At 41.2% G+C, this 22,486-nt stretch carries 22 protein-coding genes and 2 pseudogenes; 12 read left to right on the top strand and 12 right to left on the bottom strand.

Annotation, left to right across the window (positions count from 1 at the left end; all coding sequences use genetic code 11):
- Positions 1-207: 207 nt before the first annotated feature.
- A complete protein-coding gene (locus tag PGLA_RS27330) occupies positions 208-423 on the bottom strand; it encodes a hypothetical protein (protein ID WP_145939497.1) in 216 nt (71 codons plus the stop codon).
- Between the two features lie 333 nt (positions 424-756).
- Here PGLA_RS27330 and PGLA_RS06990 point away from each other — a divergent pair.
- Both PGLA_RS06990 and PGLA_RS06985 read left to right on the top strand, forming a co-directional pair.
- Positions 757-1,086, top strand: a pseudogene (locus PGLA_RS06990) (ABC transporter ATP-binding protein); the annotation flags it as partial.
- A gap of 34 nt (positions 1,087-1,120) precedes the next feature.
- Positions 1,121-1,933, top strand: coding sequence for an ABC transporter permease (locus tag PGLA_RS06985; protein ID WP_068530749.1), 813 nt, complete (start codon positions 1,121-1,123; stop codon positions 1,931-1,933).
- Positions 1,934-2,154: 221 nt separating this feature from the next.
- On the opposite strand, the gene PGLA_RS06980 is transcribed toward PGLA_RS06985, so the two are convergent.
- Both PGLA_RS06980 and PGLA_RS06975 read right to left on the bottom strand, forming a co-directional pair.
- Entirely contained in the window at positions 2,155-3,552 is a 1,398-nt protein-coding gene (locus PGLA_RS06980) for an MFS transporter (protein WP_068530747.1), read from the bottom strand.
- A 187-nt stretch (positions 3,553-3,739) separates the two neighbouring features.
- Complete coding sequence (locus tag PGLA_RS06975; protein ID WP_068530744.1) at positions 3,740-4,165, bottom strand: MarR family winged helix-turn-helix transcriptional regulator; 426 nt, start codon at positions 4,163-4,165, stop codon at positions 3,740-3,742.
- Between the two features lie 241 nt (positions 4,166-4,406).
- Here PGLA_RS06975 and PGLA_RS06970 point away from each other — a divergent pair, with 241 nt between their 5' ends.
- Positions 4,407-6,272 carry an LTA synthase family protein gene (locus PGLA_RS06970; RefSeq protein ID WP_068530741.1) on the top strand — a complete coding sequence of 622 codons (1,866 nt, stop codon included), beginning with the start codon at positions 4,407-4,409 and terminating at the stop codon, positions 6,270-6,272.
- Positions 6,273-6,694: 422 nt separating this feature from the next.
- Here PGLA_RS06970 and fabF read toward each other — a convergent pair whose 3' ends face one another.
- Entirely contained in the window at positions 6,695-7,930 is a 1,236-nt protein-coding gene (gene fabF / locus PGLA_RS06965; protein WP_068530736.1) for a beta-ketoacyl-ACP synthase II, read from the bottom strand.
- Positions 7,931-8,019: 89 nt separating this feature from the next.
- The gene (locus PGLA_RS06960) at positions 8,020-9,036 is read right to left on the bottom strand and encodes a ketoacyl-ACP synthase III (protein WP_068530735.1); all 1,017 of its coding nucleotides are present in this window, start codon (positions 9,034-9,036) and stop codon (positions 8,020-8,022) included.
- 212 nt (positions 9,037-9,248) lie between these two features.
- Between PGLA_RS06960 and PGLA_RS06955 the strand changes: the two genes are divergently transcribed.
- Genes PGLA_RS06955 through PGLA_RS06945 form a run of 3 tightly spaced genes read left to right on the top strand, consistent with a single transcriptional unit; the run spans position 9,249 to position 10,633 of the window.
- The gene (locus tag PGLA_RS06955) at positions 9,249-9,575 is read left to right on the top strand and encodes a PadR family transcriptional regulator (protein WP_068530732.1); all 327 of its coding nucleotides are present in this window, start codon (positions 9,249-9,251) and stop codon (positions 9,573-9,575) included.
- Entirely contained in the window at positions 9,576-9,986 is a 411-nt protein-coding gene (locus PGLA_RS06950) for a permease prefix domain 1-containing protein (RefSeq protein WP_068530729.1), read from the top strand.
- 17 nt (positions 9,987-10,003) lie between these two features.
- Positions 10,004-10,633 (top strand): hypothetical protein, encoded by a 630-nt coding sequence (locus PGLA_RS06945; protein WP_068530727.1) that lies wholly within the window; start codon positions 10,004-10,006, stop codon positions 10,631-10,633.
- Positions 10,634-10,768: 135 nt separating this feature from the next.
- On the opposite strand, the gene PGLA_RS06940 is transcribed toward PGLA_RS06945, so the two are convergent.
- On the bottom strand, positions 10,769-11,356 hold the full coding sequence (locus PGLA_RS06940) for a hypothetical protein (RefSeq protein WP_068530724.1): 588 nt from the start codon (positions 11,354-11,356) through the stop codon (positions 10,769-10,771).
- Between the two features lie 169 nt (positions 11,357-11,525).
- Positions 11,526-12,530, bottom strand: a complete 1,005-nt coding sequence (locus tag PGLA_RS06935) for an ABC transporter substrate-binding protein (RefSeq protein ID WP_425415359.1) — start codon at positions 12,528-12,530, stop codon at positions 11,526-11,528.
- A gap of 168 nt (positions 12,531-12,698) precedes the next feature.
- Between PGLA_RS06935 and PGLA_RS06930 the strand changes: the two genes are divergently transcribed.
- Genes PGLA_RS06930 through PGLA_RS06920 form a run of 3 tightly spaced genes read left to right on the top strand, consistent with a single transcriptional unit; the run spans position 12,699 to position 15,540 of the window.
- Entirely contained in the window at positions 12,699-13,685 is a 987-nt protein-coding gene (locus PGLA_RS06930) for a FecCD family ABC transporter permease (protein ID WP_068530717.1), read from the top strand.
- Positions 13,682-14,725, top strand: coding sequence for a FecCD family ABC transporter permease (locus tag PGLA_RS06925; protein WP_068530713.1), 1,044 nt, complete (start codon positions 13,682-13,684; stop codon positions 14,723-14,725). Before PGLA_RS06930 ends, PGLA_RS06925 begins: the two co-directional genes overlap by 4 nt.
- Positions 14,726-14,745: 20 nt before the next feature.
- Positions 14,746-15,540: an ABC transporter ATP-binding protein gene (locus PGLA_RS06920; protein WP_068530712.1), complete on the top strand. Its 795-nt coding sequence runs from the start codon at positions 14,746-14,748 to the stop codon at positions 15,538-15,540.
- Positions 15,541-15,685: 145 nt separating this feature from the next.
- Here the strand turns inward: PGLA_RS06920 and PGLA_RS27890 are convergent, their stop codons facing one another.
- The 4 genes from PGLA_RS27890 to PGLA_RS06905 form a co-directional block, all read right to left on the bottom strand.
- Positions 15,686-15,829, bottom strand: coding sequence for a hypothetical protein (locus PGLA_RS27890; protein ID WP_161487851.1), 144 nt, complete (start codon positions 15,827-15,829; stop codon positions 15,686-15,688).
- A gap of 57 nt (positions 15,830-15,886) precedes the next feature.
- Positions 15,887-16,744, bottom strand: a complete 858-nt coding sequence (locus tag PGLA_RS06915; RefSeq protein ID WP_068530711.1) for a prohibitin family protein — start codon at positions 16,742-16,744, stop codon at positions 15,887-15,889.
- Between the two features lie 309 nt (positions 16,745-17,053).
- Complete coding sequence (locus tag PGLA_RS06910; RefSeq protein ID WP_068530708.1) at positions 17,054-17,653, bottom strand: acyl-CoA-like ligand-binding transcription factor; 600 nt, start codon at positions 17,651-17,653, stop codon at positions 17,054-17,056.
- A 413-nt stretch (positions 17,654-18,066) separates the two neighbouring features.
- Positions 18,067-19,596 (bottom strand): MFS transporter, encoded by a 1,530-nt coding sequence (locus PGLA_RS06905; RefSeq protein WP_068530705.1) that lies wholly within the window; start codon positions 19,594-19,596, stop codon positions 18,067-18,069.
- A gap of 307 nt (positions 19,597-19,903) precedes the next feature.
- On the opposite strand from PGLA_RS06905, the gene PGLA_RS28810 reads away from it, so the two are divergent.
- From PGLA_RS28810 to PGLA_RS28800, 3 genes and pseudogenes are all read left to right on the top strand, one after another.
- Positions 19,904-20,509, top strand: a complete 606-nt coding sequence (locus PGLA_RS28810; protein WP_068530702.1) for a WG repeat-containing protein — start codon at positions 19,904-19,906, stop codon at positions 20,507-20,509.
- Positions 20,510-20,532: 23 nt separating this feature from the next.
- A pseudogene (locus PGLA_RS28805) lies at positions 20,533-20,595 on the top strand (WG repeat-containing protein); the annotation flags it as partial.
- Positions 20,596-20,619: 24 nt separating this feature from the next.
- Positions 20,620-20,940 carry a WG repeat-containing protein gene (locus tag PGLA_RS28800; RefSeq protein WP_068530699.1) on the top strand — a complete coding sequence of 107 codons (321 nt, stop codon included), beginning with the start codon at positions 20,620-20,622 and terminating at the stop codon, positions 20,938-20,940.
- On the opposite strand, the gene hpaB is transcribed toward PGLA_RS28800, so the two are convergent.
- Positions 20,932-22,383 (bottom strand): 4-hydroxyphenylacetate 3-monooxygenase, oxygenase component, encoded by a 1,452-nt coding sequence (gene hpaB / locus PGLA_RS06890; RefSeq protein WP_068530696.1) that lies wholly within the window; start codon positions 22,381-22,383, stop codon positions 20,932-20,934. The two genes, PGLA_RS28800 and hpaB, sit on opposite strands and share 9 nt — an antisense overlap.
- Positions 22,384-22,486 lie beyond the last annotated feature (103 nt).

Raw genomic sequence — 22,486 nt, 5'->3', positions numbered from 1 at the left:
AAGAGGGTAGTTTTGGTCGGTTTTTACACGTTCTAAAAATAGGCTCTACGTACGGATTGTCGTTGCTTACTCGCGGTCTACTTCGTGAGGGTATTATTCCTAGACTGTATAGGGTTTCAAGTAGAGTTGCTCCTTTCATCGGGCTACAATTTTGCGACTATATAAATCTAGAACGAGATAGAGATAGTGACCGGACCCTGTAGCCCACTAATATCCCACATCCATTTGATTGGGTTGGGTGGCACAATGATTAGTAATGGGCTTTGAGCTAGGCTTCTGGCTACGCCCACGATGTTGCTGTTGCCCATACTTGTGCATGACGCGGTAAAAGGTAGATTCTGAACCGAGATAGATTCCTTGATCTACAAGTCTCGGCACGATCTGACTCGGTGGTAAACTCTTATACTCGGCTTGGTTAATCACTTCAACGATCTGCTAAACTTCGGGTTCACTTAGCTTATGTGAAGGCGCTAGTTTGATGTCATGGGGACGTTGATCTTCCAGCGGGGATCGCTCACTGCGCCAGCCGCTGTAACGTTCGTTGGGTAATGGAATGCTCCTAACAGGCTAGACGTTCCCGTCCTCCTGCTAATACAGCTTCCCCAATAAGTGTAATGACATCTTGACGATCTTAGGCAGCAATCATTCTTTCTCGGGATCTGTTGGGCCTTTTTTCGCAACACCAGTAGGGCGGCATCATCCGTAGCATAATCTTATGTTTGAATTCGTTATTATATCTAGCCATTGCTCGCGCTACTACTACGCAATCCGAAAGTTCTATTATTAGATGAACCATTTGGTGCACTAGATGCTTTTACACGATCCCATATGCAAGAAGCTTTACATGAGATTTGGGAGAAGAATAAAACAACGATGGTGCTTGTCACCCATGATATTGATGAATCTGTCTTTTTGTCTTCTAAAGTTGTCGTATTGGATGCTAAACCAGGTCGCATTAAAGCTATTATACCGATTGATATTCCTTATCCAAGAACGAGAACAAGCAAAGCTTTCCAAGAATTCAGAACCATTATTCTCGAACATCTAGATCATAAGATCAACGATAAAGAAGATTTCATCATTTAAAATATTTTATTTTACGATAGAAAGGATCATTGCAATGTCTACAGTAACAATTACTCAGAGTAAAGCAAACACCATTAAGAAAAAGAAAACGAACTCCACAAGAGGCATCATCTTATTTCGCGCTTTGTTTCTACCCATTGCCTTTCTAATTCTCTGGGAAATAGTTACACGAATAGGTATTCTACCCTCATTGTTATTCTCATCACCCTCTCTTATCCTCATCCGTGCCATGGACTTAATTGCCACAGGCAAACTATGGTCTCATATGGAGATCAGTTTAGTCCGTGCATTACTTGGCTTCTTATTAGGAGGAGGACTTGGATTACTCTTCGGTGTTATTGTGGGGATGAACAGAAAGTCAGAACATTATTTGAATCCTTCTTTCCAAATGATCCATACCGTTCCCTTATTAGCCATCACGCCACTCTTTATTCTATGGTTCGGCTTCGGCGAACTCTCGAAAGTGCTATTAATATCCCTTGGATCTTTCTTTCCGTTGTACATGCAAGCCTTCCTCGGTATACGAAATATAGACAACAAACTGTTCGAAGTTGCCAAAGTCATGGAATATAATCGCTTCCATCAAATCACGCGGCTGATGTTACCCTCTGCCTTACCCAATATTCTGTTAGGTGTAAGGTTATCATTAAGCGTTACATGGATGTGCTTAGTCGCTGCCGAATTATTAGGCGCAGATAGAGGTATCCAAGATGCCCGCTCCTTCATGCAGACAGATACCGTCTTCGTAGGTATTATCATCTTTGCATTAGCTGGTAAATTCTCTGATTCATTTGTGAGATTCTTGGAGCAACGTTCGCTGAAGTGGCAGGATAATTTTAAGGCATGACTTATTGGAGTCCATTGCATGGAGTACAACTGGCATTAAACACAGAATAGGAAGATAAATAAAGAGGTGAGCCCTACTATTTTAGTAGTAAGGGCTCACCTTGTTTCTTTAGAAGGATTATACTTAAAATCATATCTAAACCAATGAGGGTAGTAAACAATCAAATGTACCTTTCTAATAAAAGGCTTCCCTAATATTAAATTGACTTAAAATCACAGTTATTATATCTGTAATCTTCTGTCCTTCTTCGCAATACGGAAGGAGACTATGAAACTGAAAAGTACGAAAAGAAGCTGGATGGATAAGGCTAACATGATTCCTGTCAATATTCCCCATCCAAAAGTTCCACTTATGGTAATTAGAGCACCTCCTAATCCGATGCTTAATGCAGGACTAAACGCATCAACAAATTGAACGTTCGCTGAAATCGTACCTGCTTCGCTTGCTTTGGCATGTTGTAGTGCAATGGCTCCCGTAGTTGGATGTGCCAACCCTATTCCAAATCCGGTAAGTATTTGTGAGAACACTGCGAGCACGATTCCATTACCTGAAAGTCCCATGGCTGTTATGACCAGTGCAACTCCGACAATCATTAAAGCAACACCGACCATTACTCGCTGTATTCGACCATTCCCTTGGTCTCTTTCATCAAACTTGGATTGCAACCACGCGGCTATTGACCAGCTGATTGCTCCAGTGGCAACAATCAAACCCGCAACATCCGCCGATAAACCTTTAACATTTGTTAGAGCTAAAACAACATAACTTTCAACGGCAAAGTAGCACGCAACAAATAGTCCTCTAGTAACAATGGTTGCCGGCAAACCTTTTTTAACTAATAAAGCGCCCTCTGGTAACAGTTTCCGTAAAGGTTGAACCATAATCAAGACCCCTGCAACTGAAATCACAATTCCCTTCCAATCAGGTATTAATCCTAATCCTTCTAATAGCAACCCCGTTCCTAACGTTAACACAATCGCGTATATTTCTTTATACTCGCCTCTTTTAGCCGATGGTGCAATTGTATTTTCAGTTTGTAATTTACGAAATGACGGGAGCGTTAAGAATACAGATAGAATAATGAAAGGCAGAACCAGCCAGAACACGAACCTCCATGATTGATATTCAGCTAAAAGCCCTGCTATGTAAGGACCAATTAATGCAGGAAGAATATAAGCACTAGAAAATGCTGCAAGAATTTTAGTTCTAAGCCCATCAGGGTAATTTAAAGTAATGCTGGAATATACACACGTTAAAAGGGCACCTGCACCAAATCCTTGAAAAGCTCTTCCACCGATCAAAATATACATATTGAAGGAAGTTGCTGCAATGACAATCCCTCCAACAAAAATTAGAATAGAAATGATAAAAGATTTGTACACACCATTCTTATCAATCTGCTGACCAATGACCATTGTGCCAATAATTTGGGATAAAAGAAATGCACTGAAAATCCAACCATAAGAATGGATAGCATTCAAACTTTGGGCCACTTTCGGTGCAATCGTCGTAACTCCCAGTCCCTCGAATGCTACTGTTGTAACTGCCAAGATAATACCGATTGTTAAAGCTCTGTACTGGGCATCAAAAATCCCTATTTTATTATTGTTTGTTTTCATATTTACACTCTCCTTATAGTTGTCAAAGCACTAGTTGCCATAGCAACTATCAAACCATGATTTTTTATTTACTTCCCTTTTTAATTCATTTTCAATAAATTTAGTGATTCAAAACAAATGGCCTTGACAATAATCGTCGTAGCAACTAATTCATTTGATGAAATAATTCAGTTACAGACAAAATCTACTATAAATCCTTTACATTATTATGTATTGCAGATAGTATCCTTCTAAAGGTTTCGACTTCTTCATCTGTTAATCCATCAATAGTCTTCCTATACGCTTCAATAGATGGAGCAAGAATCTCATCTTTTATTTCTCGACCCTTTGAAGTTAGATATACACGTAAGGATCTTCGATCCGTTTCATGGGTTACACGATGAATAAAGCCTTTCTTCTCAAGCTTGAATAACATACGAGCAATATTCGTCTGATCTTTATACAGTCTTTCTGCGATTTCCTTTTGAGTAATCCCTTCCTTTTCCCATAGTATAACCAGTATCTCCCACTGATCCACTGTAATATCGAAAGGATTAACCACTTTCTGATAATAATTATTAAGTTTCAAATCTGCCCGGTGTACAATAACACCTATATATTTTTCTAATTCCAAGTAATACACCTCCCAAATAATAGACATGATTATAGTTGCTATGACCATTATAATTCTAATTCTTTATATTTTCAACTCTCAACAGCCTAAACTCCATCTTATGCTGTTACGACAACGAATCCATTCCTTAGTAAATCCCCCTGTCCAACCCCACCCACCACCTAGTGACCACTCTATTTGATTTCCAAAGATTCTAGTACTAAAATGAATGCATCTCAAAGTAAAGGATGCGCGAAAAGCAATGACGTTTACTGTACCACGCAAGCTCAGTATAAGATCTTTACTATTCTTCTCTCTGATCATGCTTGCAAAGATTTATTTCGCTTGGTATTTTCTATTTGAAGATGGCCCCTCGTGGACCACATGGCTTAAGGAAATCCCTTTTATACTAATCGTTTTTTGCCTAATTGAAAGATTTGCTACGAAACGAAAGATCGCGATCTATCTATCTGTCAATCTTATACTTACCATTTTGTTCTTTTCATTAATTGTATATCATAGTCATTTTGGTATGATTGCTACCTCACAAGTGTTTGGGCAAGTCAAACAAGTTGGAGCAGTCAAGAAGAGTATATTTGCAGTCTATCAACCGCAATATATCCTTATTTTTTTGGACATCATTATCATTAGCTTTGTTATGCTTAGACGCCAGAGGGCTCTCAAATGGAAGCAAGCCATGTCACGTCAAGCTAACCGTAAAGTGGTTGGCACCCTATTCTGCATTTCTATCGTGTTATGCACGTTGAATATTTTCCCTAACCGAGCAAGTATGAATGAAACGGTTAAAGCCGAACAAATGGGCATTCTCAATTATGAAGCCTATTCTATGATAGCCAATAAAGAAGATGAACCTATTGTTGCTTCTAAAATTACACAGACTGCTATTAATGAAACCAAGGGAATCCAAGCTACGGTTAATCCGATACTTTTTGGAGCCGCCAAAGGAAAGAACCTTATTATCATTCAAATGGAGTCATTTCAGAACTTCCTCATTAATCTATCGATTGATGAACATGAAATAACGCCTAATATGAATAAGCTTGCGGGAAGCAGTTACTATTTCCCTCGTTTCTACCAGCAGGTTGGACAAGGTAATACATCCGACGCTGAATTTATCGTGAACACTTCGTTCTATGTTCCACCGAATGGTGCAGCTACCCAAAAGTACGTAGACAAGGAGCTTCCAAGCTTGCCAAAACTACTTCAAGAGCAGAGATATGACACCGCTACGTTCCATACGAATGATGTCGACTTTTGGAACCGTGGTGAACTTTACAACACATTGGGATTTAATCGTTATTATGATAAAACCTATTTTGGTGACAATGATACTGTATTCTATGGCGCTTCTGATGAAGTGCTATATGAAAAGACTGCCGCAGAGTTAGCCACAATGGATCAGAATGACCAACCATTCTATTCACACGTGATCTCCATGTCAGCTCACAATCCCTTCTCGATTCCAGAGAGTAAATACAAGATGACACTTCCAGAGCGATTCGAAGGTACGTTCGTTGGCGATTATATTCGTGCACAGAATTATGCTGATTATTCGCTTGGCCGCTTTATCGAAGAGCTCAAACAAAACGGTGTATGGGATAACAGCTTAATCGTGCTGTACGGTGATCATCGAGGACTTCCTATCTTCTCTCTCAAAGATGATGATCGAGCGTTAATGCAGGAGATCCTGGGTCATGAATATTCAGAACGTGATTTAATTAATATTCCATTGATCATCTCATCCACTGGGGTTACGACTTCAAGTGTGATGAAACAGTTAGGCGGACAAGTGGATATCTTACCTACCGTATCCAATCTATTGGGTATATCTCTTGATAAACAAATTCATTTCGGACAGGATATACTGAATCAGACCACCTATAACCTGCTCCCACAACGCTATTATTTACCCACCGGATCATTCGTGAACAACGAAGAACTCTTCTTATCAGGCAGCGGATATGAGGACGGACAGCATAGTACGCTAGCTGGAGATGGTGTCCAAGCACTCCCAGCTACAGAAAATGAATTTGATCGTGCGCTTGAACTTCTTCATCTGTCCGATAGCTACGTGACACAATTACCTCAACGAGAAGTTGAGAAATAAGAAACATTTATCAGCTTCCTCATACAGTCAGTCAAAAAAAATCCCCCACCCACAATTCTCGTTAATACTCGAAAATCAAGGTGAGGGATTTGTTATATTCGTTACTCCTATATTTCTTCAACTCTTCAACAAACGTATTATCCACAAATGAGCGATCTCGCCCAGAAATTTTCATAGCTAAATCAATGCCGGTTGAGCATCTGATATCGCTAGATCTACCATCTTAACGCGCCATCGGTCAAGGTAGCTTCGATAAAGTCATGAAAGGCACATCTCACTTGCAACAACATGACGTAGAATTGAAATAGCACATTATCATATACCCTAGCAATTTAATTCCAAAAACCTCATGTCATTCTAATTGATAGAACGCAAACGCAGATTTGATTCGACTTGATTTGACCTGCGTCCTCCTATCCTAGTTATGCTTTTCTGAACACAATCACCGCATTGTGACCACCAAATCCGAATCCATTGGACAATACTGTCTGAATGTCACAGTCTCTTGCTTCATTTGGTATATAATCCAAATCACATACTGGATCTGGCGTCTCATAATTGATTGTGGGTGGAAGAATTCCGTCCATTAGTGCTTTGACAGATATCACGGCTTCCAATCCCCCGGCTGCGCCAAATAGATGGCCAGTGGCTGATTTGGTTGCACTCACCTTTAGCTTATAAGCATGACTACCAAACAGATGCTTGATGGCCTGCGTTTCCGACTTATCACCGAGCGGTGTGCCCGTGGCATGTGCATTAATATAGTCCACTTCTTCCGGCGTAATTCTAGCATCTTGTAACGCAGCATTCATGGCCCGTACGGCTCCCATCCCAAGTGGGTCAGGCGCTGTCATATGATACGCATCTGCCGATTGACCATATCCGATCACCTCAGCCAAGATGGTGGCTCCTCTACTCCGCGCATGCTCCCACTCTTCCAGCACTAGCACACCAGCACCCTCCGACATCACAAATCCATCTCGATTCATATCGAAAGGTCGACTTGCTTGCTGAGGATTATCATTAAGCGTAGACATGGCCTTCATGTTACAGAACCCACCAAAAGCTAGCTCATTTAGCGGAGATTCTGCACCCCCAGCAATCATCACGTCAGCAACGCCGTTTCTAATCATATGAAAAGAGTCGCCGATCGCATTATTACCAGATGCACAAGCATTAACAGGTGTGGTGTTTGGTCCCTTAGCTCCAAGGTGAATAGACAATTGGGCGGAACCCATATTGGCAATCATCATCGGAATTAAGAATGGACTAATCCGCTTGGGACTTCTTTCAAGCATTGTTTTATGATTATCAAGTGTTGTCTGAATTCCACCTATACCTGTCCCAATACTAACCCCGACACGATGCGCATTGGACTCCGTTATCTTTAACTCAGCATTATCTACAGCCATCTTACCTGCCGCAACAGCAAATTGAACAAAACGGTCCATATGCCGTAACTCTTTGCTATCAAAGAAATTATCAGGATTGAAATCAGTAGCCATCCCTGCTATCTGAGTTGTAAAACCCGATGGATCAAAGCTTTCAATCCGAGATATCCCCGACTGACCCGCAATAAGCCGGCTCCAGAAAGTCTCAATCTGCGAACCCAGTGGTGAAATAACACTAATTCCAGTAACAGCAACACGTTTTTGCATGAAAAAAACCTCCTCGTTTTAGACCGGATTTTGCCTGATTATATGCTCACTATTATTTCAACAAGTTGTTAACTTCGATCACAAATTACCTATTTGGCTTCTGGCAACTGAACCTGTGGATGTAGATTCCAGTTAAGCAATAGACCTGCATGTGTAAGGCCTGCACCAAACCCATAGATCAAGATACGGTCACCATCATTAAGCTTACCTTCACGAATCCCTAGATCCAAAGAAAGTGGTATTGTCGCTGCGGATGTATTACCGAAATTCTCTAAACTGTACAACGTTCGTTCGAGAGGAATCCCCGTTCGCTCACAAATCGGTTCAATGATACGTAAATTGGCACTGTGAGGAATGAACCAATCTACATCATTCGTTGTGAATGAACTTTTCTCAAGAATCGCTTTAACACCTTCTGGAACATTTCTAACAGCCCAGCGAAATACTTCTCTTCCATTCTGTACAATGTTACCCGTGTTACTCAATTCTACACCATTTAACTTATCAGCAATGCCATTCAAATAAACGTGAGCACCTCCAATACCATCTGTTCCTTGATGATACGCTAGAAAGCTTGTTTCCTCTGTTTCTGATTCCACCAATACAACCCCTGCGCCATCACCGAACAATATACAGGTAGTGCGATCCGTATAATCCGTAATTTTAGACATGGTGTCTGCACCAAACACAAGGACTTTCCGATGTAATCCAGAAGCCACCATACCTTGTGCCACATGAAGTGCATACACAAATCCAGAACAAGCAGCACTTAGATCAATGACTCCTACTGAACTAGATATGCCAAGTTTGTCTTGAACGATTGCTGCTACGCTAGGAAAAATAAAATCTGGTGTAGTTGTCGCCACAAGGATCAAATCTACATCGTATAAAGATTTATCATATCTCCGCATGAGATCCTGAGCAGCAGATACGCACAAGTCACTTGTATATTGATCAGGTTCACTAATTCGGCGCTCCCGAATTCCCGTTCGCTGCATAATCCATTCATCATTGGTATCCACCAACTTTTCCAAATCGAAATTCGTCATTCTTTTATCTGGTACATAGGAACCGATGGCTGTGATTCTTGCTTTTGATTGCTCCATTTATTCACGCTCCTAATTTATTATCTGGTATTAGCACCTGATACTATTTTCATAATATCATACAAATGTCTATTTTAACACAACAACCATTTTGTTCCTATTTCAATGAAATAAAACATAAATAAATCAATAATAATTACTTTGACAGCTAGAGTAATATGTGATATTTTTACTCTATCAGATAGAATACTTACCAAATAAGGAGGACGCAAATGGTTCGTAGTGACATCATTCGTGGGCATTTAGATGCTATTATTTTGCGGCTCATCTATGAGAAGGATCAATACGGTTATGAAATATCCAAAGAAATCAGTTTACGGACAAATGATCGCTTCCAGATAAAAGAGGCCACGTTATATGCCGTATTCCAAAGGTTAGAAAGAAGAGAATTAATTGAATCCTATTTCGGTGACATTTCGCATGGAGGCAAACGTAGATATTACAAAATTACGAAGCTTGGAAAGGCCTATTTCAAAGAAACTGTAGAAGAATGGCAAGAAATCAAGGAAATAATAAATATTTTTATGGAGGGAATATGAATGCGTACAATTAAAGATCATGTTAAGGAATTGTTTAAGGACATCCCAACAAGCGAACACAAGGAACTAATGATGAAAGACGTTATTCAGAACATGGAAGAGAAAGTAAGTGATTTAATGTTCGCTGGTAAGTTTGAGGAAGACGCCATTAACAAGACCATCGTTGAGTTCGGTGATATTGAGGATATTAAGAGGGAACTAGGTACCAACACCAACAATTCGCCCCGTAGAGACCGAAAAAACGTTTCTTTGCAATTAGGATTCTCACTTTGGGGAAGCGGACTCATTACGGCATTGTTTGTATTTATTAATCTGTATTATTCACCCGATGTGATCTGGTTCGTGTATCCTGTGTTTGCTGTTCTATGGTGGCCACTGGCTATGTTCTATAGATGGTTAGGAGTTAAATAAAAGGAGGATTTCAGATTATGAATAAGCATCAAGCTAGTTTTGCTACTGTCGCAAGTGTGCTGAGCATTCTGTTTCTTGCTATTACGAATTACAATACCACTCCTCATGATCTATGGTTTATTTATCCTTCATTTGTCATTCTACAGTGGCCGATCTCTATCTACTTTTTGGCAAAAGGAAAGCTTAAACATTACTCAGCCTTAACCACAGCTATCTTAATTGCATTTCTAATCTTTGAGAATATGTTAAATAGTCCTGATCATATATGGTTTGTATTCGCTGTCTATCCCCTTCTCTGGTGGCCCATCCTCATGTATTTAGGAAAATATCGTTCATCATTTACCATCGCTATCATCGGAAGTCTATGTACGATTCTTTATTACGAAATGCTCAATTCATTCTATGCTCCTCAATATCCTTGGGTCATTTACCCGTCATTTCTCGTGTTATGGTGGCCACTAGCTATATACTACGGGAGAAAAAAGAACCATTTCAATTTCTCCATTACAGCAACTCTTCTCACTGCCATATTTTTCATTACAACGAATGTCATATCAAGCCCTTCCACCATCTGGGCAGTATATCCTATCTTCGCCATTATTTGGTGGCCTCTCAGCATGTACTACTTCCATAAAAGGAAATATTGATAATCCATTCATTAAATTAACTTCATGGTCAATCCATAGCACATAACAACCATCTAACCCATTCATGTAGAGTTCCACCCCTACTATACTCGATCACAACTAGCCTCTCCTTAATGGGAAGGCTAGTTGAACTTTTTATGTGTTATCTTTATTGGAAGCAGCCTTTTCCTTTTCCAACAGCATATATAGAAGAAACATGGAAGCTGCGAAGACTATATCCACGAAAACAATCGAAAGTGTAGGATAATCCATCGTTACCATCACTCCAAACATGGCCCCCATCATTCCTCCCATAATACCTGAGAGCATGCCGTCCATGGATGCAAGAAGACTTAACGGCAATCCTAATATATAACCGACGACTAAACCAAACAACACGCCAATAACTGTAGACAAAAATAGTCCTGCTAACAATACTCCTGCTATGGTTCCAACCACTAGGCTTGAAAGCATTGCTGCTGTCATGGTTGCCATCATACCTGACATTTTGGAAATGACTGCTCCTTGTTTGCGCAATCGAACAATAAGAAGAATGATTACGAATACGACGACAATAATAGATAAAACGATTGTATTCATCGTTAATGATGACGGCACTCCACTATTCGTAGTTACATCGCCTCCATGTTCATGAGCGAATACAGGTAATACAGGAGCAAAGCAATACCACAACGTTATTAATCCGATTACCTTACCCCAAATAAACTTTTTACGTTCTCTCATCCAAGACCTCCTTCATAATATGTAACTACTCATGAATCCAAGCCTTTTTTTAAAACACCAATGATGCACATCATAAAATATATGGATAATCAAATAGGTTATGCCATCACTCTTTATAATACAAAAACAGCCGACCCATTAAATGGGTCGGCTGTTCCAATGCAGTTATTTATTTCACTTCATAAATGGTGTAAAGTTCATCCAATAGTAGGTTGGCTGCTTTAATACCGCCTGCCGTATTCCAAATCGCATCATCCACACGATATACGCGTCCTTCTTTAACCGCGCTTAGACCTTTCCACAACGGATCATTAATCCACTCTTTTTCCGTATCATTCCCTTTACCATCACCTGTGTCATACGTAAAGTAGAATAAACGATGAGCATCAGCTTCTGGTAAACGTTCTTTCGTAATTTCATCTACAAATGTTTCTTTACTTTTTAACGTCATATCATTACGAGTAATACCAATTTGGTCGAAAATAATACCTGAGAAGGTGTCAGCATGATATACACGCGTCTTACCACCCATGAATCGAACAACAGATACGGTATCTTTCAGTTTATCGCCAGCTTTGGTTTTAAAATCTTCAATTCGAGTATCGAATGCAGCAAGCTGCTTGTCTGCTTCAGCTGATTTGCCCAATGCTTCAGCATACAGTTTGAAGTTGATTTTCCAATCACCACGTAAGGTTTCCGATTCAATAGTTGGCGCGATCGCCTTCAATTGTTCATAAATTTCCTCATGACGCATTTTGTTAGCAATAATTAGATCTGGCTCAAGTCCTGCAATTAGCTCTAGGTTAGGTTGTCCTTCTTCACCTAGCTCTTGAACGCCTTCCATATCGGCTTTAATATGCTCATACCATGGACTTCCTGTCCACGATTTAACGGCTCCAACCGGTTTAATTCCAAGCGCAAGTACCGCTTCAGTTCCTTCATTTGTAAGAACGACCACGCGTTGCGGTGTTCCTTTAATTTCTGTTTCACCCATCGCATGCTTCACAGTACGAACTTCATTTGAAGATTGATCCGTTACCGCCGCGTCTTCACTCGCTTTATTCGAAGTAGTTGCTGTATTATTGTTTGAGCCACAGCCCGTTACGATCATGACAAGTACTAGTGCACATAATGCCCACCATGTTTTTACCTTACCCCTGTTTGCCTTTTTCACCACGTTGACTTCCCCCTAATGTATTGAAAATTATTCACAATGAACAATATAAAATAATATCTAGTCTAATGTCAATGAAAATGATTATCATTTGCGTTGACACATTATAATCAATCTACTAAGATTCTAATGTAGACACTCGCAAAATGAAGCAGAAAGTAGGCATATATGAGATTACTTGGGCTCGCTTGTTCATTGTTCATACTCGGAGTTGCGGTAATATGTAGCGTTATTTACGGCGTTACAGATATTCCGTTATCCTCCATATGGGAATCCTTCGTTCATTATGATTATTCATCACAAGAACATCTAATCATTCAAACGGTGCGAGTACCACGCGCACTGATAGCTGTTGCTGCTGGAGCAAGTCTGGCTGTTGCTGGCGCATTAATGCAAGTGATTACACGTAATCCAATCGCTTCGCCAAGTTTATTCGGGATCAACTCAGGTGCCGCATTCATGGTCGTTATCGCTTCAGGCTGGCTTGGAGTTAGCGGTATGCAATCACTCACCTTATTCGCTCTCTTAGGTGCTGCAATCAGTGGATCTATCGTATTTTATCTTGGAAGTATTGGAAGAGACGGTATGACACCTATTAAAATCACATTGGCTGGAGCCTCGATCGCTGCTTTTTTCCATTCTATGACGCAAGGATATATGCTCACAAACGGTAAAATGTTCGATCAAGTCCTCGTGTGGTTAGTTGGTTCAGTAGCCGGTAGAGACATGAGTATGCTCATTAATGTGTTACCTTATTTGTTCATCGGATTCATTATAGCCGTATCACTCTCACGTCATCTCAACGTGCTGTTAATGGGAGATGATGTAGCACAAACTCTGGGTCAACGAACCGCTACAATTAAAAGTCTAGCTTCCGTTGCCGTTATTCTTCTCGCTGGAGGATCTGTTGCTGTGGCTGGACCCATCGCATTTGTAGGCATTATTATCCCGCATATTGTTCGATATCTCGTCGGGAACGATTATCGCCGGGTCATTCCATACTCTGCTGTACTAGGCGGTATTTTACTTGTGACTGCAGATATTGGTGCCCGATATATAGCCATGCCGAAAGAAATACCTGTAGGCGTCATGACTGCAATTCTTGGCGTGCCATTCTTCATCTATATCGCCAGGAAAGGAAAACGAGTGCAATGAGCAAATACACACCATTACGATGGAACAAGACCAAGTTATCTTTTCTAATTGAGAAAAGAACTTTGTGGATTATAGCTACCTTGCTTGTTCTTTGCGCTACTTTAGTTGTTATTAGTACAGGAATTGGTAGTAAGTACGTATCGCCACTTGAAGTGATTCAATCGATTGCTGGTAAGGGAAGTAGCATGAATGAAGTCATCATCATGAAGCTCCGACTTCCACGCATCCTTATCGCCGTGCTTGTTGGTGCCTCGTTAGCCGTTGCAGGCGCAGTGCTCCAAGGTATTATTCGCAACCCGCTTGCATCACCCGATGTAACGGGTATTACAGAAGGAGCTTCGCTTGGTACCGTACTTTTTGTTTTCTTTTTATCTGAAAAAGTCTCGATCCAATGGGCTCCCCTAGCAGCTATCGCTGGGGCATTTGTTGTAACAGCTCTTCTATATCTACTTTCTTGGAAGAACGGAGCCTCACCCTTACGGATGATATTAATTGGGACAGGACTGTCGGCTGCCTTCAAGTCCATTTCGTACATGTTTATCATTTCAGGGTCCTTCATATTAGCAAACAAGTCGATGATATTTATGACGGGTAGCATTTATGGATCGTCTTGGGAAAAGGATGTTTCCACCCTACTGCCTTGGGTTCTCATTTTACTCCCGCTCACATGGATTCAATCTCGACATGTCAACGTTCAGGCGCTCGGAGATGATGTAGCGGCAAGTGCTGGCGCAAACGTACAACTTCATCGACTTATATTGCTACTTCTTAGCGTCGCTTTAGCAGGGGCGGCTGTGGCTATAGGAGGAGCGATCACATTCATTGGTTTGATGGCGCCTCATATCGCCCGTAAGCTTGTTGGCTCATCATTTGGTGGACTGCTACCTGTGAGTGCATTGTTGGGAGCTCTTATATTACTTATCTCTGACCTCATTGCCCGTACGATCTTCGCACCGCTTGATATACCTGCAGGTGTATTCACGGCAGCCATCGGTGTACCGTTCTTCTTATATTTGCTATACCGTAACCGAAATGCATAACTCTAGGAGGAATGACTTTAATGAGCATACTTGAAGCCAAAGACTTGGCTGTGTCCTACGGTGGAGTCTTCATCTTTGATCATTTGAATTTAGAAATACCTGAAGGAAAAATCACGGTGTTTATCGGCAGCAACGGTTGTGGTAAATCGACGCTGTTACGCTCGTTAGCTCGTCTACTAAAACCCGTTCAAGGCGAAATACAATTAGATGGATCGAATATCTCCAATATGCCATCCAAAACGTTAGCAAAGCAGCTTTCTCTTCTACCACAAGGACCGGTTACCCCAGAAGGGTTAACCGTACTACAATTAGTGAAGCAAGGCCGATATCCCTATCAATCTTGGCTTCAGCAATGGTCGAAGGAAGATGAACAAGCTGTACATGCTGCGATTCATGCGACAGGTATGGAGGCTTTTACAGAGCGTTCTGTCGATTCATTGTCCGGAGGTCAACGACAGCGTGCATGGATTGCGATGACACTCGCTCAAGCGACCGACATTATATTGTTAGATGAACCGACCACTTATCTCGATTTAACCCATCAGATTGATGTGTTAGATTTATTACATGAGCTAAATGAACGAGACGGTCGTACGATCGTCATGGTACTTCATGATATAAATCTTGCCTGTCGTTATGCAGACCATATCGTAGCCATTCAAGATGGAACTGTATATACGCAAGGACGTCCCTCGGATGTTATTCATCCGGAAACCATTGAGTCTGTATTTCGATTGAATTGCCAAGTCATTTCAGATCCAATCTATGGTACACCGATGATCGTGCCACAAGGTAAATTAAGAAAAAAACAGTGACACTAATATTAATGGTTTCAGAGCTAGGATCACGTATAGATACAACAATACAATGATCTACCTCTGAACAGACGAAAGAGCGCCTCATAGGGCGCTCTTTCGTCTGTTCCCATACAACCTTACCACTCGATTAAAGCACATTTGCCTATCTTATGATTTCCCTTTTCCGACCACGAGCTCCATAATCATAATCATCAGCACGAGCAGTTGAATGAGCTGATCTACCGTCATATTCGTCCGCCTCCATCTTAAAAGGATGGCTCTTTCGGACGATTTCCCTCTCCTGCATTTCCGGACGTTCCCCATAACATAAATATGCAGGTCAACATTTGATTATGTCAAAAGATTACTGTTGAGAAGACGGTTTAGTTGACTGTTGATTATAAGAATCTACATCGATGAACGGCGTAGCCCCACCCGTTACACTAGGTAATTGTCCATTCCATTTCTCGACGGCTTTTTCCTGGACTTCAATTTGTTTAAGTTGTACAAGTTCCGGTGTCACTTCAAGCTTCTTAAGCTTTAATGATTCAGCTTCAGCTTGGGCTTGAACGATCTTCTGCTTACCTTCAATTTGAATACGCTTCAGGTCGTTTTCCGCTTTAAGTGCTTGTTGTTGTGCAACCTGCTTCGCTTCAATGGATTGATTAAACGCATCTGAGAATTTGAAATTCACAATATTAATGTCATTTACGATAAGGTCGTATTTAGCTAAACGTTTCGTCAGATTTTCACTAATCTCACCTGCTACAACATCTCGCTTCGCAATTAAATCTTCAGCTGGATATTTCGCCGTCACTTCTTTTACAATCTCCTGAATAGCTGGGTTAATAATAATGACATCGAATGAGCTTCCGATATTGTTCATTAAATGATATACAGCTTCCTTGTTAACCGAATAGTTCACTGCAACATGTGTCGATACGGGCTGAAGATCTTTAGAAGAAGCCGTGGTATCCGTCTCAGCCTTAGTCACTTGCGTGTTTACTTGAATAATGGACTGGACAAAAGGCAGCCTCATATGAATTCCAGGTTCAAGCGTATTATTATTTAATTTCCCGAACGTTTTATAAAGTCCAATATGACCGTATTGAACCGTGGAGAAACCATTAAACGCCAATACCAATACAACTAAGATGATAACAACTAGACCTGACATCCATTTCACATTCTTTTTCACATTCGGATTAATCTCAGTATTCAAATGTATACCTCCCATAATGGTGTAGTCTTATTCAGCTTACCACTGAACCAATTGTGGCAGAACATAAATATTGGTAATTGATACGTACCATAATTGGGAAAGGTTTCAATCGTACTCATGAAGAGATCAAATTAGATGCGGTAATGGATAAAACAAAAGCAGCCTAAAACCCCGAAAATCATAGAGTTTTAAACCGCTTCATTGTTTGAATTTTATATTTTCACGCCACCGTAGCTAGGAAAACATTTGATTAATTCTTCTTAAAAGTAAATCATATCCTGCCATTGTCTTCTAAGTTCCCAGACAGGTTCAAAGTGGCAACCCATCCTCCAGTTTGGCCAAGGCTTCATCCATCAATTTAGCAAAATCCGCAGCAGGATTCTCCGCATAGTAAAACATCACTGAGATGTTCACACCTACGATCGCACCAGCGAATGTCCGCACAGCTAAATCATCCGGTTTAAGACCAACGCGTTTGGCTACCATCTCCGTGAGTAGTTGCATCGTCTGGGTCAGGTTGTTTAGAGTCGCTGCCCGAAGTGCAGGAACCGTCATGATGAGCTGATTGCGTTCGCGCATCGTCTCCATCTCCTCAGCAGACATGTCAGTCATTCCCGACATGATCGCGTTACGTACAGCCTGAAGTGGACTCAGTTCTGGCGGCTGATCTTCAAATGCAGCGATGAGGAGAGGATCATAGTTGTCCGTTATCATCACATCCTCCTTATTCGAAAAGTAACGAAAAAAGGTGCTGGGAGAAATCTCGGCAGCCTCCGCAATTTGTTCCACAGTTGTTGCGTTATAGCCTAGCTCGCGAAAAAGCCTCAGCGCATGCATTTGAACGGATGCCATGGTCTTTGCCTTTTTGCGCTCACGCAATCCAATTTTTTGTTTGATATCTGTTGACATTTTATTCTTCACTCCTTACTGCTAGATTGTTCCGACTCCATTTATCTAATCCTTTTCTATCTTAATGCGAGAATGCCCTCGATTCTGCCCGGTGCAAATACATACCCTTTCAACATCCACAATCGAAGGCGTTCATTGCTATGCCGGAATTATCATTAAATCTTGATATCCCACATGATAATGCTACTTTATTCCATTTAATTGTTCATGTCAATTTCATCGATCTGTCAATAAATAAATTTCTACATAGAAAAAACCGTTCCTAGAAAGAACGGTTGGTATGGTATGATCAACTGCTTCCGTCTTTCCATTATTCAGAAGGAAAGATCCACTTGCACGACTATAAATCCCGGTGGATAACCTTCATCCATCCAGCGAAGCTTCCGGCTACGAATAACGCAAGGGTCCCTATACTACTTACTCCCAATGGTAGTCGTCTGATCCAACTCCGTATTTTCATTACGATTTACCCGCGTCTGCAAGAAGCTCAACGTTATCAGAACACCTAGAACGGCTACACCCCCGCACGCCCACAACGTGATTCCCATTCCGTGAACAAAAGAGGACCTCACCGAATCGATCAATGTGGTGGAATTGATCTGACGAGCCACAGCTACACCAGCTGATACGTTTCGTCGTACCGAATCCACGGTTTCCGCAGGTAATCCTTGTAAATCTAGTTTGTTGCGATACCCAGTACTAAGTATGGTGCCCAAGATAGCTACGCCCATCGTTCCTCCAACCTGACGCAAGGCCATTAGGAGCGCTGAACCCACACCACTCGTTTCGACAGAAAGTGCGGACATGGCCTCATCCATGGCTGCTGGCAGTGCGAACCCAATTCCAAGCCCAACAAGAGTTATCCATACCGAAGCAAATCCATATCCGCTATTCATTCCCGTATTGGCTCCAACGGACAAAGCAATTCCCAGCACTAAAAAACCGAGTGAAATGGTGATCTTGGTCCCGAAACGAGACTGGAGCAGATCAGATATTTGTGATCCAATTAGTAGCCCCCCTACGAGTGGTAATAACCGCATACCTGCACTTAACGCATTCACCCCTTCTACCGCTTGAAAATATTGTGGCATTACAAACAACACCCCAAACATAGCAAAGGAGATAACCGTAGCTAATATCGTACCCCAGGTGAAACTTCGCGAACGAAACAAAGCGGGATCAATAAGCGGATGACTAGTTCGACGTTCCCACAGTATAAATACTACTAGGAGCAGCAACCCAGCGATGATTGTAGTCATTGCTGTTGTATCCCCCCAGCCTCTCTCCCCCACTTCGATTACGCCGTAGGTCACACCGACTAGACCAAGACTTGAAGTCAGAATTCCGATGAGATCTATCCTTTGACTCTCCGAACCTCGAGACTCCGGCAGAAGGATAGAAACTGCAAATAGAGCGACAACAATGAGAGGGATATTAATAAGAAACACAGAACCCCACCAGTAATTATCGAGAAGCCATCCGCCCACAATTGGGCCGAGCGGAATACCAAATGCGTTAGCCATCATCCACACGCCTATTGCCTTAGGTCTTTCCTTTTCAGAAAACATCACGGGTATGATTGACATAGATAAAGGCACCAGAAGTGCTGCTCCAAGTCCAAGTAAAGCTCGCCCTGTTATTAGCTCCCATGGAGAAATCGAATATGCACATATTAACGATGCAGCTCCAAATAAAATTAATCCGACGATGAGCATCCTTTTGCGTCCTAACCGATCACCAAGTAATCCAGCAGGAAGTAGCGCTGCTGCGAAGACAAGATTGTACGCATCAGCAAACCATTGCAGTTCTCCATTCGTTGCCTGCATGTCGGTAGCCAAAATAGGTAAAGCCAGATTGAGGATCGTCATGTCTAAACCCACCGCAAGTATACCGATGGCAAGTGCGCCCAACACCCACCATCTTCGATTGTATTGACCATTCATGGAAGTTACCACCTTTCGACATTAACGTTTTATTGATATTTAATTCCAATTGACAGTTTATGTCATAAAAATCAAAATGTCAATAACTGTATAACTAAAATAAACCCCAAACACATCATGGCAAGCAAAGAGAAATGACCATCTCTTCGCTTGCCATTATGATATTTCAGGAAATCATTTACTCCATTCATGTATCGATCTTTATAAGAGTAACCATGAAAAAAATAAAGAATTCAAATGAGATAACACCAAATGGTATATAGTGGGATTAGTCGTATGATTCCATTCCCGATAAGGAGCTATGTAAATGATTAGAAAACTGCGATTAGTTATACTGACTCTCTGTACTACACTTACAATGTCGAGTACAAGTTTTGCATCTTCCAACACGCCACACATTGAAGTCTCCAAAACATCTTTGAACTATAGTCATGTTCGACCTCAAAGTAATGGAACCTTCCATGATGGTTTGTTATTCGCTGAACAGTCGAATGGCACCCTTGTGTACTATAAAACCAAAGGGAATCTGGCCTTTACGCTTCCAGCCGAAATTGAACCTTTAAGCGATTTTGTCGAGCAACGAGCGCTTGTGAGAAATAAAAAAACAAATTTAATAGGTTACATCAACACAACAGGTAAACTTGCGATTCCTTGCATATATGCAGAAGCAGGTTATTTCTCCGAGGGTCTGGCTCATGTATCGATGACCAATTCCAGAAGCGAGGCCTTTATTGATCGGACTGGGAAAATTGTCACCACTTTCAACCAAAAATATAGTTCTGACTATTATTTCTCCGATGGCCTAGCAGTGGTGTATGCACCCTTAGGAAATAAAGTTGGCTTTATTAATACAGCTGGTGAATTGGCTATCTCTTATAAGTACACCTTTTCCCGTGGATTTCTGAAGGAATAGCCCTTGTTCAGAACAGCAATGGTTTGTATGGATATATTGATACTACGGGTAAACAAGTCATCCCCTTCCAATATAAATCGGGGGGCGATTTCTCCGAAGGATGGGCACCCGTGCAAAATACTAAGGGCAAATGGGGATTTGTTGATAGATTTGGAAAGGTCGTTATTCCTTTTAAGTATGATAACGCTGATAGTTTTAGTGAAGGATTAGCCATTGTGTATAACGGCCAAGGAAAAATTGGGTTTATCAATAAAAAAGGGGCACTGGTCATTGGTTATCAGAAATACAATTGCGCCTTTCCTTTCAAGGAGGGTTTTGCATTAGTTGGCGTTGCGACGAAATCTGATCCCTCCGGCAAGTTTGGGTATATCAATCATCAAGGTAAGCCAAGAGAATTCAACCTTCCTTGGCTTGCCATTCTGTCATTTTAAGAAATCATTCACTCGATTCATGTATTTATCTTTATGAGAATAACCATGGAATAGTCGCCTATTTACCGTATTCGAATCTCCGAAGAAGAATCGTTCATACAGTGCCTGCCGACCTCCGAAACCACTAGAGCTAAGCTCCCATGCAAGTCGAAATAACTGAACCTTATTCTTAGCCTCTTTATTGTTACCTGCTAAGTAAGTACTTAGATAGGGTTCAATTTCTGTGTTGAAATCAGACTCCGATGGAATCATGATCAGTCCACTCGCTCCGATAAGTTGAATAATCTCCAGCATTCGAGGATATATTTTGGGAAATAACACATTCGCAGTCCATAATGAATTACGATCTGGGACCATACTTCCCCATCGATCAGGTGATGCATTGACCTCTGAGGTAATTAACAACGATTTTAACGTCTCAACATGAACGATCATCTCAGATACTTTTTCTACAATGTGTGGATGATTTGCGATATCAAGAGACTCCACCATATTAAGAACGACACCTAACAGAAACTCAGATTTCGTAATATATCTACATATCACTTGATGCGCTGAATGTGTATGAAATGCACTCTCGCTGAACAATTTCTGTGATAAACGGTCATTACCATCCACAAACACACGGTGCCATGGAACGAGTACATGATCAAACACGATCAACGTATCCATCTCTTCGAACCGTGAACTTAGTGGATAATCAAAGCTAGAATCTCCCCCGACCATACTTTCTCGGCAGATCCATTTCATCCCTGGTAAATTATTCGGAACAGCAAATACAAATGTATTCAGGTTATTTGTTTCCTGAAGGTAGGTTGTAACTGGTGGATGAACCCATAACTCATCAGCTGTTACCCCTTGTGTAGCCAATAAAAACGCTCCATTGACCACAATCCCTTCCTTATTCTTATCCACAATCTTCGCCGCTTGGGTGTCAAAAGATCCATCATCTAACATCTTAACCACCCGACTTGATTGGGGCTGAACAAATACATGAGACATAGTCACATCATTCTCGCGGCAATACTCATAATAATTCCTTAGATTATGCGTGAACTCTGGTGAGGACTCTGACAACAAGTCTGCTGCTGTATTAAATGCCATTAGGGCTGTATTCATATAATCTGGAGAACGTCCCATCAGACCATGATGTCGTTCCCCCCACAATGACATCATCACTCGACGTCTAAGTAAGTCATCCTTTGTTGTAGGCTGTAGAAAAGACAGTCCAACTGGATTTCCAGTTGTTGGAGAGGAATAGGTCATTCTGTTTTTATACTCCAGTTCATTTTGCATATCATACAAAGAAGCTTGGGTGAACATTAAACCACGGAATGCCTTGTGATTAGATAACATTCCCATGATTCTCTGACCTTGCAACCAGACCTCAGGCTTAGAATGATCGATTTGTTGCATATATTGTGAACCGTTCTTGATCCCCATGTGTCAAACCACCTTCTAAGCATAATATTACCTCAGCATATTCTCCTACCCCTTAGTGAGAACGCGACAGGTGCCCAATATTTGATGATTACTTTTAAAAGTT

Source organism: Paenibacillus glacialis (assembly GCF_001637205.1).
Taxonomy (GTDB): Bacteria; Bacillota; Bacilli; order Paenibacillales; family Paenibacillaceae; genus Paenibacillus_AQ; species Paenibacillus_AQ glacialis.
The sequence above is the reverse complement of the archived record's forward strand: the minus strand, read 5'-3'. Positions and strand labels throughout refer to the sequence as shown.